12 protein-coding genes are annotated in these 15061 nt (G+C 31.3%); 4 read left to right on the top strand and 8 right to left on the bottom strand.

Features of this window, described 5'->3' with window-relative positions; genetic code table 11:
- The first annotated feature begins 54 nt into the window (after positions 1 to 54).
- From C8N37_RS22330 to C8N37_RS22320, 3 genes are all read left to right on the top strand, one after another.
- Entirely contained in the window at positions 55 to 2694 is a 2640-nt protein-coding gene (locus C8N37_RS22330; RefSeq protein WP_108160994.1) for an outer membrane protein assembly factor BamB family protein, read from the top strand.
- Positions 2695 to 2812: 118 nt separating this feature from the next.
- The gene (locus tag C8N37_RS22325) at positions 2813 to 3823 is read left to right on the top strand and encodes a DHH family phosphoesterase (protein WP_108160993.1); all 1011 of its coding nucleotides are present in this window, start codon (positions 2813 to 2815) and stop codon (positions 3821 to 3823) included.
- Positions 3824 to 3842: 19 nt separating this feature from the next.
- Entirely contained in the window at positions 3843 to 4829 is a 987-nt protein-coding gene (locus C8N37_RS22320; protein ID WP_108160992.1) for an FKBP-type peptidyl-prolyl cis-trans isomerase, read from the top strand.
- Positions 4830 to 4947: 118 nt separating this feature from the next.
- Here the strand turns inward: C8N37_RS22320 and C8N37_RS22315 are convergent, their stop codons facing one another.
- The 6 genes from C8N37_RS22315 to C8N37_RS22290 are packed head-to-tail and all read right to left on the bottom strand — an operon-like array spanning position 4948 to position 11441.
- A complete protein-coding gene (locus C8N37_RS22315) occupies positions 4948 to 6156 on the bottom strand; it encodes a glycosyltransferase (RefSeq protein ID WP_108160991.1) in 1209 nt (402 codons plus the stop codon).
- Positions 6153 to 6869: a lanthionine synthetase LanC family protein gene (locus C8N37_RS22310; protein ID WP_108160990.1), complete on the bottom strand. Its 717-nt coding sequence runs from the start codon at positions 6867 to 6869 to the stop codon at positions 6153 to 6155. Before C8N37_RS22310 ends, C8N37_RS22315 begins: the two co-directional genes overlap by 4 nt.
- Positions 6870 to 6892: 23 nt before the next feature.
- Positions 6893 to 7765 carry a thiopeptide-type bacteriocin biosynthesis protein gene (locus tag C8N37_RS22305; RefSeq protein WP_108160989.1) on the bottom strand — a complete coding sequence of 291 codons (873 nt, stop codon included), beginning with the start codon at positions 7763 to 7765 and terminating at the stop codon, positions 6893 to 6895.
- Entirely contained in the window at positions 7755 to 9965 is a 2211-nt protein-coding gene (locus tag C8N37_RS22300) for a lantibiotic dehydratase family protein (protein ID WP_108160988.1), read from the bottom strand. The genes C8N37_RS22305 and C8N37_RS22300 overlap by 11 nt, the downstream gene beginning before the upstream one ends.
- A 57-nt stretch (positions 9966 to 10022) precedes the next feature.
- The gene (locus C8N37_RS22295; protein WP_108160987.1) at positions 10023 to 10247 is read right to left on the bottom strand and encodes a class I lanthipeptide; all 225 of its coding nucleotides are present in this window, start codon (positions 10245 to 10247) and stop codon (positions 10023 to 10025) included.
- Between the two features lie 30 nt (positions 10248 to 10277).
- On the bottom strand, positions 10278 to 11441 hold the full coding sequence (locus C8N37_RS22290) for a lanthionine synthetase C family protein (RefSeq protein WP_108160986.1): 1164 nt from the start codon (positions 11439 to 11441) through the stop codon (positions 10278 to 10280).
- A gap of 350 nt (positions 11442 to 11791) precedes the next feature.
- Here C8N37_RS22290 and C8N37_RS22285 point away from each other — a divergent pair, with 350 nt between their 5' ends.
- Positions 11792 to 12607, top strand: a complete 816-nt coding sequence (locus C8N37_RS22285) for a beta-1,6-N-acetylglucosaminyltransferase (protein ID WP_108160985.1) — start codon at positions 11792 to 11794, stop codon at positions 12605 to 12607.
- Positions 12608 to 12829: 222 nt separating this feature from the next.
- On the opposite strand, the gene C8N37_RS22280 is transcribed toward C8N37_RS22285, so the two are convergent.
- Together C8N37_RS22280 and C8N37_RS22275 are read right to left on the bottom strand one after the other, a co-directional pair.
- A complete protein-coding gene (locus C8N37_RS22280; RefSeq protein ID WP_108160984.1) occupies positions 12830 to 14041 on the bottom strand; it encodes a glycosyltransferase family A protein in 1212 nt (403 codons plus the stop codon).
- Positions 14042 to 14086: 45 nt separating this feature from the next.
- The coding region (locus C8N37_RS22275; RefSeq protein ID WP_108160983.1) for an HlyD family efflux transporter periplasmic adaptor subunit at positions 14087 to 15061 on the bottom strand (975 nt) is incomplete at its 5' end.

The following is a 15061-nucleotide window of genomic DNA, read 5'->3' as shown; positions in this document are numbered from 1 at the left end:
CTTAAGTAAGATAACTCACGTTCCAGATATTTTTTAGTAGGTTTGTTATTAGATATGAGAAATACAATTATTGTTACTGTCTTACTATTTATAGCCGTAGTTGCGGCTTCAGTTTACTACTTCTCCGACAGCAGCAGCAGGCAAGAAAATGCAACAAAAGCACTTCAATATTTACCGGCAGACACTTATTTTATTACTGCTTTCAGAAACAACGAAACAACGGATACCATATTTCAACATTTTGAATTATTTGAAGCTATTCAAGGAAAACAAGATTTTGACAACCTCAAAACATTAAAACAAGATTTTCTTAGCTCAGAAGCCCTAAAAGCAAAGGTTCAAGATGTCGAAATTATTCTTTCTTACCATCCAAGTACATCTGGAATAGCAACCTTATATACAGTAGCCTTAAATGAAAAATTAAACAATAAGGCATTAGAAGCTATCTTTCAAGGAATTGATAAGAAATATAAACAAAATCATACAGACACTTTAGGCCATCGCATCTATAGTTTTGATAAAGGAATTAAAGACTCTATTTTATATTGTACGCTGCATGAAAATATTCTTTTTGCGGGTTATGAACGACCAATTATCCAACAAGTGATCGATAAAAAGGTGAAAAAATTAGACACTAAGCAAATTGAGTTTTTTATTGAACAGAATAGTAAAAATACTCCTTTAAGTCTATATTTCAATAATCATCAATTTTCAGCATTTGCAAAAAAAATCATGCGCCCTAAGTTTGGTGTATATCTGAATCAAATCGATTCTCTACAAGGATCTACTGCATGGAATTTGAATTTCAAAGACGACGCCCTTATTTTTAAGGGTGAAACAAAGCTTGATTTAAACCATCATCATTACCTTCATCTTTTCGCTAATCAATCGCCACAGGTACAAACCCTTGCTAACTTTTTACCAAAAAATACCGCTTCTTATATCAACTACAGTCTCTCCAATATCACGAGTTTTCATAGTGGTCTGAATGATTTATTTGTCTATCGAAAAGAGGCTGACAAAATAAAGAGACACCAGAAATTAATTGAAAATGAAGGAAAGGTCGTTTTTCAATCTGATATATTATCGTTGTGGAACGATGAGTTTGCTATTGCAGAACTGGACAATGAGGCTATGCTAGGTTTAGTGAGTTTAGCGGATAGTACCAAATTTGTAGAAACGGCTAAAAAAATAAGTAGCAATCAAGGTGATGATATTTACCAGTTTGACTACTCGAATATTTTATATTCAAGTTTTGGAGATCCATTCAAAACTTTTCAGCGTCCTTACTTTACCAGAATAGGTAAAGTGCTTGTGATTGCAAATCAAACTGGAATTTTACGCAAGTATCGTCAAGCCTATTTCGATAACCAAATGATGTCTGGAACTGCCATTTTCAAAAACCATAGTGCGATTCAGAGTAACCGTGCAAATGTGACATTTTATATTGAACCTGAGACGGCTAAAAACACCATCATAAATAACTTAAAATCAGAGTATGCCAAAGATTTTAGGGATAAAGAGCAATTTGGCTATCAAAACTTTTATTCAACATCTTTTCAATTAAGTGGCAATGAGGGTGAATTTGTTTCAGGATTTTACGCGCTTTACAAATCTAAAAATCGCCTTGGAGGTACCGCAGAATGGACGTTTCAGTTGAACTCGAAATTGATCAATAATCCATGGGTCTTTAATCAAACAGAAAATAGCAAATTCATATTAGTACAAGAACAAGATCATACCGTACATGCACTAAGCCCTTCAGGAAAAGAATTATGGAAGACTTTATTTCAGGGAGAAATCTTAGGACAACCGATACAGCTACAAGATCGGAGCATATTATTGAATACCAGAAGTCGGTTATACCGATTTTCCCCTGACGGCAAATTACTCCCTGGTTTTTCTATAGGTTTAGAAAATAATGCATCCGCAGGATTGATATTATCAACTTTCAATAATGAGAAAAGGATTTATATCCCATGCTCCAATCAAATTGCTGCGTATGACCTAGCTGGTAAAAAAATCCAAAATTGGAAAAACCCAACCGTTGATAGTAAGATCTTATATGATCTAAAAGCAACTACCATTGCCAATCAACATTATATTATCGCTGCAACAAGTCAAGGATCGGTATATTTCTTTAATGAAATAGGAGGCTTAGTCAATAAACAAGAACTCAATACCAATGGTCAGACCTTAAAGAATCCAATTGGCTTAATTACGACTTCTGACAAGAAAAATTCTTTCGTTATCGTTCCGGCAACTCAAGGAGAAATAATTAAAGTACCATTTGAAGGTGAACCTATCAGATCAAAAGTAGGCGACTGGGGATCAAATTTCACCTTCAATTTTGAAGATGTGAGCGGTAGTGCAGATAAAGATTATGTCGTGCTTAGTGACAACAACCTAACGGTTTACAATCAGAAAGACAATACTAAATATTTTGAATATAAATTTGTAGATGAAGTGAGCAATAGACCCAACTTCTTCAAGGTAACGAACAATAATGATCTTGTCGCTGTCGGCACGAATAATCGCATGATCTATATCTTTAGTGAAGATGGATTGGTCAGAAATGGCTTTCCTGTCGAGGGCCTATCCAAATTCTATTTTGGACCTATCGATTTTGGGAATAATGCCTCATATTTAATTAGCTCTAAACGAGATCACAAACTTTACGCTTACAAGTTTTAACAAATTGTAATTCAAAAATTTAAAAACAAAAAATAAACGATCAAAATCGTCTCAAATGTTTATAAAAAAATGCTAGAAATATTTTTTTTTATAGTAGGTTTGCAGACTTAATACGAATATGCTGACATCAGAACAACTAAAGACACTTTTATCCGAACCTAAACGAATTGTAATCACGACGCACTATAAGCCAGATGGCGATGCGCTTGGTTCTTCACTAGGTCTATTTTATTGGCTGAAAGCCCATAAACATGATGTAAGCCTTATCGTTCCTTCCGACTTTCCGGCCTTTTTAGACTGGTTACCAGGTTTGGAACATGTGCGCATCTATACCAGAGAGGTGCAAGAAAATCAACAATTAATTGCTGATGCAGAAATCATCTTTTGCTTAGATTTCAATGGCCTTGGCCGTATCCATGATATGGCAATTCCTGTAGAAAAAGCAACTGGTCTGAAGTGCATGATCGATCATCATTTAGAACCACAAGGTTTTCATGATTATGCTTACTGGGATCCCAAAGCAGCAGCGACAGCACAATTGATTTTTAGATTTATCACAGAAGAAATGCAGGATGAGGGAAATATCTCTGCAGATATGGCGACCTGCTTATATACCGGTATTATGACCGATACAGGTTCATTCCGTTTCCGTTCCACAACTTCCGAGATCCACCGCATTATTGCAAGCTTAATTGACTGTGGAGCTGAAAACTGGGCTATCCATGAATCGATTTATAATAGCTCTTCAGAAGGAAGATTAAAATTCTTAGGATATTGCCTACTTAATCGTTTAGAGGTATTCCCAGAGTACAATACCGCTATGATTTATGTCACTCAGGAAGATCTAAAAAGCTTTGAGGTGATCACAGGAGATACTGAAGGACTTGTCAATTATGCCTTATCGATAAAGGGAATTCGTTTAGCTGCATTAATTATTGACAGAACTGAACAAATTAAATTATCTTTGCGCTCAATTGGTGATGTTCCTTGTAATGAAATCTGTAAAATCTATTTCAATGGCGGTGGACATCTCAATGCATCAGGAGGAAATTCGCACGATGATCTACAAACGGTTATCGATACATTTAAATCTGCATTACCAAATTATAAAGAAATATTAACAAAATAAAGATAGCAATTAAACTGAAATGAAGAAATCAATTCTATTATTGGCGTCAGCAGGATTATTATTCACTGCTTGCCAAAATTTCAAAAAGGCTGAGGGCGGCCTAGAGTACAAAATCGCTAAAGATGCTGGTGCTGAAAAAGCTGTATCTGGTGATTTATTATCGATAGATATCATTCAATCTTCCGATAGAGATTCTGTATTGAGCAGTACATACGATCAGGGACTTCCACAAATCGTACAATTATATCCTGATAGTATCATCAAACAAAACCCAGGAGATCCAACAGGTTTATTCAAATTTGTAGGTGAAGGTGACAGTTTGGTATTCAAAATCGATTTAGATTCAGTAACAGCTAAGACCCAACAACCCAAACCAGCATTTGCAGACAAATACATCATTTACACTGTAAAAGTTAGGAAACACTTTAAAAAGGGTAAATTGACAGATCAACAATTGGGTGAGCAAGTAACGAAATACTTTGAAGAGCAAACTGCAAAGTTAAAAGGCGCTGAAGCTGGAAAAGTTGAAGCTTACTTAAAAAACAATAAATTGGAACCAAAGAAAACAGCTTCTGGTTTACAATATGTGATTACTAAACAAGGAACAGGTAAAAATGCTGTTGTTGGCGATACGGTAGTTGTTAATTACATTGGTAAATTGACTAACGAAAAAGTATTTGATACGAATCAAGCAGATTTAGCTAAAAAACATAAAGTTTTCAATCCACAAAGACCTTACGAAGCATTACGTTTACATTTAGGTGTGGATGGTGTGATCACAGGTTGGACTGAGGCATTCCAGTTATTAAACAAAGGTTCAAAAGCGACTTTGGTTATTCCTTCTGCATTAGCTTATGGTGAGCGTCCTGCAGGACAAATTCCTCCATATTCACCCTTAGTGTTCGATGTAGAGGTTGTTGATATTATCCCTGGAAAAGCACCTGCTGCTGCTCCAACAACAATTCCAGCTACTACAACTGCACCGGCTACGCCTGTAAAGAAATAAGTAAATTAACTTTTACGCTGAAAGCGCTTATCGGATAACCGGTGAGCGCTTTTTTTTATATAATCAACTTAATGATGCAAACATTACTCAATAATAATCTCCCTAATACCGTAGTTTATCACGCAAATAATTTTAAATATTTGCTGATCATCTTATCATGGGTATATGATTGAAGATACTTTTTATGGGCTCCTCTGCGTAGTCTCTTCGCTAAAGATTCACTTTCCAAAATGCTTTTAATCCCTTTATAGAAAGAATTTACAAACATTTCACTGTCTTGATAATTTGTAATTTCGGTAACTATTGCCGTTACATTATTTTCAAACATTGATCTCAGTCCGTTAGCATCAGAGCATACAATAGGAAGACCAAATTTCATCATCTCAATTGCAGTATAACTACATTGCTCCGTATAGGACGGCAATATGCCAACATCAGCAATACGATATAAAGATATAAGTTCATCTTTAGCAACATGGCCTAAAAAAGATAATCTACTGGAGATATGCTTACTAAATGAAAAGATATGATCTGGATCAGATACATTTCCACAAATAACCAATCTGGTATTAGGGTATTCTAATACAATCTTTTCAAATGCTTTTACCGCAATATAAAACCCTTTTACTACATTAACACGCCCCACATAGAGTAAAATTCGATCTTCAATATTAAAACCATATTCCTTCATTATTTCGGATCTTGGTTTCAATATTAGATTATTTTCCTTTACAAGTCCATTTGAAATTAATTTTATCTTCTTCTTTATTAAATAAAAGTCTTTTAACAACTGTTTTGTTTCAACTGATGAACACACAATCAAATCAGCTTTACTCATCATATCTTTTTCGGAAACAAAAGAGTCTTTGATAAATTGATGGTTAATATTAGATACTACATCATGATTATTAATAATATTTCTAAAAGTACTTTCATCTCCTAATAAACTTGTTGTCCAATTGAGATCATGTACAATCTTTAAAATTTTAGACATGGGATATAACTCCCTGATTTCTAAAAGAATTCTATCAAAATAATTGTAATTAAAAATAAATACATTATTTGTACTATCTAAAACATATAAATTTATTAAAGTACAAATATTTTTGAAATTATTTGCTGACCAACCTTGAATAGTAGAAGGAAATCTCATCTTTATAATTTCATTAACTTCTAAAATTATAAACTTATCTGTATCACTATTAAGTTCAATTATTACAATACAATATCCTGCATCTTTCAAAGTATACAAAAGCTGTGTGTTGAATGTTCCAATACCATTTCGGAGAGACTGATAATAGTCATCAAAAATATAAATATACTTCATTTACTTCTAGGAATTTGTAAAATTTTCCGCAATAATAGCCCACTTATTCCATCTCTAATACCGAGAATTTCCAATTGGATATTATCTGATTTTGCATCTATATCAACTCTAATAAATCTATCTAAATCCAGTTTAAAATCATAAAAAGGAACTAAATTATTAATTATTCCAAGCTTAAAAATTATTTCTTCCGATAGTTTTAATTTTTTAGAATTTTTATATAAATACGCTAAATCATCAATAAAGCTTTTCAAAAATGGATTACGCTTTACATTTTTATTCCTTCCCGCAAGTCTAGCACAAATGTAATTTAAGATTCCCTCTAGTCCGGATTCCAAACTATAATCATTAAATCGTCTTGGGCAGATTCTCATAACCATCTTATCAATATCGTTACAAATCAAATTTGAATTTCCTTTAACGAAATCATTTTGAATCAAATATTCGATACCCCATCCAATTCCAGATAATCCTGATTCGAACTCTATACTTAAGTCATCCGATAAAGAATTCCATATTTCATCTAATTGATTATTAGCATAGTCCAAAAATAAATTATGTTCAAGATGACGACTCAAGTGAAAAAAACATATAGCAATACCAAACTTACCATTTAATAGACCATAATCAGTAATCTGACCGGATTCAAGTATTAATTGATGAATTTTTTCCGGATCAATATCTATTGATAATTGAAGATTTTTTATTAACATATGAATTTAAAAATTATAAGTAATTACTTTCTATAATGTATACTCTTATAATGTATAAATAAGAAGTCATATATAACAAGCTCGTAAGTTCGATTATCACTGCAAAACATCCTATTCATCATCATATGTATATGATCTCCCATTAAACTATCTAAATTGAGAGGAAGATTTTTTCTTCTTATTTTGCTCATGATTTTTTCTGCTGTAGTACTATAGTCTAAGAAACTATTATCCACAATTGAATACATTTTCGCAAAACCTATGTCATTAAAGGAACTACTTAGAACTTTAGAAATTACCTCCTTATTAGCTCTATATTTATTCTTAAACTGTAGCGTATTTTTTGATGAAATATTAAATTCTTTTTTAAAAGATGCACTCAATTTTTCTAATACGCGAAGTTTAGCGGCAGTATCTTGATTAAAAGAAGCTAGTATACTATCAATCAGTTTTAAAGAAATCATCCATCTATATTTCTCATCAAAAGAATTTTGAATAATTTCTTTTATAAGGCGTAAAACACAATTACTATTATAATAAAATAATGATTCAGATTCTACTATTAAATCTTTATTATATCGCTCTAATTCTCTTGTATAGGTATCTAATTGAACTTGCCAAATTAAATAGCCTACATCTTTCTTAATTCTCTTGTATATAATATTTAGTACATCTGCAAAAGAAGATTCTTGTTTCAATAGAAAACGAATTCTGATATGTGGTTCCGGATCATTATATCTAACGAAAAACCATTTATCAACCAATTTACTACGAAACAGTTGATTCACAATAGGCAGTAAGTTTTTTACGAGTAAGTTGTCGCTTGAGGATGTACCTAAATAAATTTTAATGTAGAGCCACTCACTACCAGGAATAAATATTCTTTTAATTTTCATTAGGATTATTTTTATAAAATGGCACTATAACTTCATGCACATAATGGCCTTTGCTATCTTTCACAATAGCGTCTTCCATATTGAAAATAAATTCATATAACTTTACATTATCTACTTTTCTAAAAATATCAAGAATGGTTTTAACATTAATTACACTTTCCCAATCGATAACGAGCTCAAGTGAATTCTGATAAAATTTAGTAAATCTAGGTACAGAATATTTCAGTCTCCATTTTTTTACTAAAAGCTCCAACTGATCATCATTTTCATAGTTACATAAAATTCGATAATCTTCTTTTATAAAATACCAAAATGCATTAGTCAAAATAACATTTCTATATTTAACTCTAGGTTGAAATGAAGATAAATTAGTAATATTATCAAAAGCCTTTAGAAATAAAAAATTCCTTTGACCTTGGCTCTGTAAATCACATAAAAATCTGTAAACAGGTGAGTCTGACATTCTAAAATTATGCGCGTTTGTTAGTTTCGGAATTACTCTTTTATTATGTCTTTTTGAATAAAGAATAATCTCACTATCTTCTAAATAAACAATTAAGTCATTTACGTTTATTTTTCTCTCTTCTGGTACATCAGAATATCCCAAACAAATTAGTTCATAATCTCGAATATGAGGACGGGAGGTAACATTTCCCAGCTTCGCTTTCGACAGGTAAACTATTTCTGCTAAAATATTATCTGAATCCAGCTCTTGCTCTTTTGCCGTAATTTCATTTACTAGATCTTCCAATTGCGAATCGCAATGAGCAAATCGCGCTAACAGATTTGCTCCAGAAGAACCGTTCACTCCTTTTAAATTCAGCATAATATTGTCATCATTATGCTGAATCACTTCAAACATAGCAAATATAGAACTTGGCAAATCATTCCAATCTTCAGGAAGCTCTAAAACATCTTCATCTGTTAATACAATTTCGTACTCACCCTTTGCTAGAGCTTCTAAATTTTTTTTCCTCAAATGTTGCTGTACTACATCAAAATTTGAATTTATCTTGTTTTCGTTATTAAGGATCAAGTCATCAATAAGTGGTGATTTTTTCCCATAAATGGTATCCACTGGATAACCGATTCCTATTTCTGGATCTAAAGCGACTAACAATTCTATTTTTTGCTTTTCAAACCTCTTGTAAAATGCTCTTTTAAATTTATTCAAATCATTATCTTCATTATTTTTTGGTGTTATTCTATTTAAAAAGCCAATAGCCAATTTAAGTTCGTCGATCACTTTTTGCCCAATTGTCACATTAGATGAATTTTTAAAATATTCTATTTGAAATAAGGATTGACTAATTCTTTCAAGAGGTACACCCAATTCTAGCAAAATTTTATTACTTTTAAGATAGTTACTAATTCGCTCCTCTGAACTCTGCATTGGTAAATTTTCCAAGGTACGTTGGATATCTTTCAACAAAATCGCTTCCTTATTTAAAAATTTGTTATTTTGGAATATTGCAACAATGTTATTAAAATAATCTTTACCCGTAGAAGAATAGAAAAGTTCATCTACTATAATCTGATTATTAATGAGGTCTAAAATAAACTCTTCTGACTCGTCTTTTTCAAAACCTTTATCTATAAGAAAAGTAATAAGTGTACCAGTGGTGCAACCAACATCAGTTAGTTTCAAAATATTGTTTAAAAGTTTACTAGAAGCAATCTCAGATATAGCTGATTTATCATTGACAATATCAGAACATTCATAATAACGAATATTTCGTCTAGTTTTATATAATGTTGGATTTGAAAAGTATCGTAAATCACTTCCCTTCTTATCTAAGATTTCTAACATAAAATCTCGGATATAACAAATGATCTCATTATCCAATCGCGGAATTAAATCTAAGCCTACATTTAATTCAACATTAGACTGCACTCCAATCTCACCGACGATACAGCCAGCAAACAAACCAAAAGGAGTACACCGCGAGGACATTCTTGAAAAATATTTTATTAAACTATTTTCTATTTTATTCCTTATTTTTTCATTTGTTGGAAATTTAAGAAGTTTGATTAATTCACTATACAAAATTGGAGAAGAAATATATACTGCTTCCTGAAAAATAGGTTCTTCAAATTTTGCATAAAGAGAGTCGACTGATTGTAGTACATTAATGTAATCACTAAATGAAAACTGAGGAACTCTAAAAATTATTTTATTAAATTCTTGGTATGGTATCATGAATAAAACAAAACTCTTACACTACATATAATTAAATAGTGTAAGAGTGGTTAAAAATTATGCAGTTGGATTACATCCTCCACATGTTGCGTATGGAGCAACCGTCCAAATTGGGAAATTACCTGAACCTCCACTTGTACCTCCACCACCACCTGAACCGGGACCGTAATTACAGCCTGGAGGTTCAGACATCCTTACCCCTCCTTGAATATTCTTCATTACAGATTTGTCTAAATGAACAATAGATTTTTTGTCTAATGACAACTTTTTAAGCTTTTTCATACTCTAAAAAAATTAAATAATTACTAAAATTTACATTAAAAAAATTTCATCCCAATATTGCTTATCCTCTTTCAGGTATGAAAGAAAGACAATACCAATTCCCACAATACCGGTTAATAAACTTATGTCTTGGTGCCATTCTTTATTATAATTTGTCAAATATCCTGCTAATCCCTTATCAAATTTGGAAAAATTCAAAGTTTCAGTTAACCAATATATTGAAGCATCTAAAAAAATTTCATTTTTAGTTTCCAAAAACATTCGATTGTAAATCATTGCTATTCCTGCAGTACCATGACATATACCACCTTCAATAATATTATCTTCAGTTAACATATTTCTCTTAGTGGACTCCTCAAGAACAAATAATGCCTTTCTTCTGAGGACACTATCATTAAGCTCAAAACTTGCCTTAAACAATGCTATTGCTACACCTAAATCACCGTAACACCAAGATAATCTACTTTTAGATTTTTCTTCAATAGACCTATAAGGAAAGTAGCTCCCATATTGTTTAGAATCTAGCTCTTGTGAAAGAAGAAAATTAACCGCACCTCTTAATAATTTGGAAGCCGTGTTTGCTGCTATTTTTTTTTGAATAACTTGTGACAGAAAAATAACAATACTTGATATTCCATGACTCAAAGATATATTAATCCCAATTTCACCTGAAATATTAGAGTTCCATTTATATCCATCACTTTTATCATCATAAATAGCCGTTTCATACAGGTAATTAACAATTTTTTGAATTTCCTCAATTTTACCAATTTTTAAGTAAAATAATCCAACTCCTAGGGCTCCATGCATGAAATCATAATTTCTTTTCTCGAGCTCGGATTGCAGATTATTACTTAAGTATTTATCCAATTGTTCAATTATATCATTAGTATCTATCTCTAATAGATTCTGTTCTTTCAATATTTCAAATAAATACAAAACTCCAGAGAGTCCACTACAAAAAGAATAACTATCAAATGAACCCATAAACCGGGTTATTAAATCACCAATTATAGCCTCGACTTCGTCAATATTTTCTGCATTATATTCAAGGTATTGGATTAAAAATAAACTTATACCAATATCACCATCATATAACCCCTTTCCCTCAGAATATTTTCTTTCCTTAAGAGACAGAAGAATAGCGTTATAAATCTCCCTAACTTTGCTATGAAAAAGTTCATTAGACAACATATATAGTCTTAAAAAGGATTATTTTTAATTTAGGTAAAAAAACATTTCTCTAATATAGTTCAATATTATTGAATATCAAAATAATTTTATTCTTTTTACAGAATAAAACGTAATAATAAATTCATTTTTCATTTCATTTAACAACATTTCCAAGAAAGTTATATCTAATCACTACTTTTAAAATTCTAAAGCGAATCACTTTTAAATTACAGTTATAAGTTCATGAAGTGAGAGTTGTATTTCACCACTATCTAAAAATTCATTGGAGATTAATATTTCTTTTAGAGACTGCAATAGTTTCTAACTAATCAAATAAATAGACTATTTTAGATAATACAAAACATATATAAATGATTAACAATGCTTTTTTAATAATCTGTCATAAAAATGAAGTACAAATCTGTGAGCTTATTAAAACCATATTAACACAAAAACACAATCATTGCATTGTTTTTTGTGATTTAAATTTCACAATAAAAAAAACTTTAAAGAAATTATCAATAACTCAGGCCAGAGTTGAGATTATTCATTCTAATTTCAAAATACAATGGGGAGAATTTTCTATGGTTCGTGCAAGCTTAATTTTATTGGAAAAAGCATATAATTCGCAAAATAACTTTAAATACTTCCATCTTATAAGTGGACAAGATTTCCCAATTAAATCAATTCGAGAAATTGCTAATTTCTTTAAAAATAATGATAGAATATATATTGATTACTTTATGCTCCCGCGCAAAGATGGACAGTGGTTTCCTAATGGGGGTATGGATCGCTATATTAACAATAACCCCAATAAACATTATATACCTAATAATATTAAATCTTTATATGGTGGGAGCCAATGGTGGAGCATAACCAGAGAAAGTGTATTATACATTTTCAACTATTTAGATTCTAATCCATCTTATTTAACTTTTTACAAAGATACATTTATACCAGATGAATCTTTTTTTCAAACTATTCTATTGAATAGTGAGAAATTAAATAAAAAAATAGTAAATAATAATTTAAGGTATATAGATTGGGAAAGTGGGCCTACATATCCTAAGATTTTAATGAATATGGATTTTTGGAAAATAGTTCAATCAGACTGTATATTTGCTAGAAAAATTGATCAGATAGAAAATACAAATATCATTGATCTTCTTAAAATTTACATCCAATAGAGACAGTTTAAAATAAACTTTCCTAAATTTATAAATAATGATGCATTGAATAAAATCTATAGATAATAAATACCTTTTGAAGCTTTTACCCGATGCGTTTAGATTTCAATTTACAATTATTCTTTAAGCTTTCTCCCTTTGCCTATTAAATGATGCGATAGTTTATTTAATTTTCAAAATTTTCGCAAATCCACTTCTTTGAGAAGAAGATAAAATTTTGTTTCAAAAAAATTGTTTCAAGCGAGACTTACTTCTTACTAATAATTCTCCTTCATATTGTTCCGCTTTATTACTATTATGATCATTATTTTGATGCAACCTATATTTATATGTGGGAGTATAAATAAATTGAGTATTTTCAAAACCAGCCAACTCCATCAAAGGAAATAATAAAGCCATATCATAGGGCATATTCATTATTGCACCTTTATCATTTCTAAGACAATCCAAATTCTTATCTTGACTAAGTAACTGCTTAAATACTTTATATTTAAATGTACGTAAATGACTCACTTTCCAATCAGAGTTTCTTAAATTATTAAACTCTTCTTCACAATAAGATTCCCCTATTCTAATATGAGTACCCATATACATGATCGAACCGTAAGTTACCAAAATAGAATTATTTTTATAAGTATTATTAATGATGTTCAAAACATATTTATGTGATAACATATCATCCGCATCGACTAAACAGATCACGTCTTCATCATCAATGATTTCATTAATAAGTACATCTATAATATTTTTTAAAGCAAATTTCCGTTCATTGTTAATTATTTTTTTCACAAATGGTAGTTCAGGTATTTTCTCTATACTGCCATCGGTAGAACAGTCGTCAATTAAAATTATCTGATAATTCGTAAAACTTTGCTTTGTTACCGAAGCTAAATAATCCTCAATATAATTTACTGCATTTCTAAAAGGTGATATAATAAAAATCTTGTGTGGTTTTGCATAAAACGTTCTATTCTGGAATAACAGAAATGCGTTGGGTATGATCAATTCGATAAAACTGCTAAAACTTATTTGCAGATTATCTGGCATTTGATTCAGTAAACTTAAAACATGCTCAAAAATCGGAGATAATAAAATAAATGATGAAACCGAATTAATATTAGAAATTGTTATTAAATCTTTATTTACAACGATTGAATTCTTATAGCTAGCAGTTATATAAAGAGAAAATATCCCTTCAATTGCTAAATCATTAATTACTTCATTTAAATGATCAATATTAAAATCATATCGCACATCACTTCCACATACACAATAAATAGCATCTTCATCATGAGAAATTGCCCATTCTATAGCTGATCTTAAATTATTATATAAATTTCCTTGATTTATAAATCCTTCTGGATTAATATCTAAAATTGATTCATCGTCATTTACAAATGTATTATCTTCATTTAATAAAAATGTAGGTATCATAATGTTAATTAAAAATTACTAAATAGTGAATTTGATTATAATAGGCTAAAACTTCAGCGATTTTGTAAGATTTAACCAGATTCTTTTAATTATCGACTGGTCCTCGGTGATGATGTCTGCGTCGGCCAGAATACCCGGTTTTAGCTTAATGACTGAGTCTTTTTCATTTCTATTCAAAATCACCTTCGAGAAGAAAACACTGTCCCTGATCGGTATGTCGGATATGTAATCGATCCTTCCTCTTAGGTAACCATACTCCTGATAGGGATAGCTCTGTACTTTGATCAAGACCTCCTGTCCCACTTTTACCTTGGATGACTTGCTCTGTGGAATCAGTATCTCGCCATAATAATCTTCCTTATTGGCATTGACATAAAACAGCTCTTCACCTATTTTGATCAGTTGATTTTCCTGTAAAAAATCGCCATAGATCAAAGTGCCCCTTGAAGGACTGCTGATCACATATTGTTTTTTCCAGTTTTCAGCATCGCTGATGAAGGTATTCAGCGATTGGTAGAATTTCTTTTCTTCTTCAAACATCTGATTGTTGATCTCGGACATCTCCTTATCTTTGGAAAGCCGGCTGCTCTGGTTACCGATGATTGTATTTTCCGTCTGTGGGATAGACTGCCGCTTGGCGAGCAAAAGTGCTTCTTTCTGTTGCAGCTCGAGCTGGCTGATCACTTTTTTTTCTGCTAAAATCTGGTATTTTGCATATTCTTCTTCAGCAAGTGCCAGTTCTCTTTTCTGTAGATCAAAGCTCTGCTGGATTCTGTGGTTCTGTTCATTGATATACTTGACTTCATTCTGAATAAAGTTCTTTCTTTTCTGGTAGATGCCTTCTTTGTTGATCGCAACATAATTTAGATAGGCCAGATAAAAGTTCTGATAGCTGTTCTGAACTTCCCCTAGTTCCAGTTCTGTCGGGGTTACGATATCTGTTAGATCTGCCAGTTCGATGGTACTGCTCCGCACCTGCTTCATCTTATCGAGCAAATGGAGTACCTGATGGTGATCTGC

Source organism: Sphingobacterium faecium (assembly GCF_003054045.1).
In the GTDB taxonomy this organism is placed as follows: Bacteria; Bacteroidota; Bacteroidia; order Sphingobacteriales; family Sphingobacteriaceae; genus Sphingobacterium; species Sphingobacterium faecium.
The sequence above is the reverse complement of the archived record's forward strand: the minus strand, read 5'-3'. Positions and strand labels throughout refer to the sequence as shown.

Excerpts from the sequence above, each read along its gene's own strand:
- C8N37_RS22290 (WP_108160986.1), bottom strand. The coding sequence starts at position 11,441 with ATGTTGTCTAATGAACTTTTTCATAGCAAAGTTAGGGAGATTTATAAC.
- C8N37_RS22295 (WP_108160987.1), bottom strand. The coding sequence starts at position 10,247 with ATGAAAAAGCTTAAAAAGTTGTCATTAGACAAAAAATCTATTGTTCAT.
- C8N37_RS22280 (WP_108160984.1), bottom strand. The coding sequence starts at position 14,041 with ATGATACCTACATTTTTATTAAATGAAGATAATACATTTGTAAATGAC.
- C8N37_RS22300 (WP_108160988.1), bottom strand. The coding sequence starts at position 9,965 with ATGATACCATACCAAGAATTTAATAAAATAATTTTTAGAGTTCCTCAG.
- C8N37_RS22310 (WP_108160990.1), bottom strand. The coding sequence starts at position 6,869 with ATGTTAATAAAAAATCTTCAATTATCAATAGATATTGATCCGGAAAAA.
- C8N37_RS22315 (WP_108160991.1), bottom strand. The coding sequence starts at position 6,156 with ATGAAGTATATTTATATTTTTGATGACTATTATCAGTCTCTCCGAAAT.
- C8N37_RS22285 (WP_108160985.1), top strand. The coding sequence starts at position 11,792 with ATGATTAACAATGCTTTTTTAATAATCTGTCATAAAAATGAAGTACAA.
- C8N37_RS22320 (WP_108160992.1), top strand. The coding sequence starts at position 3,843 with ATGAAGAAATCAATTCTATTATTGGCGTCAGCAGGATTATTATTCACT.
- C8N37_RS22330 (WP_108160994.1), top strand. The coding sequence starts at position 55 with ATGAGAAATACAATTATTGTTACTGTCTTACTATTTATAGCCGTAGTT.
- C8N37_RS22325 (WP_108160993.1), top strand. The coding sequence starts at position 2,813 with ATGCTGACATCAGAACAACTAAAGACACTTTTATCCGAACCTAAACGA.
- C8N37_RS22305 (WP_108160989.1), bottom strand. The coding sequence starts at position 7,765 with ATGAAAATTAAAAGAATATTTATTCCTGGTAGTGAGTGGCTCTACATT.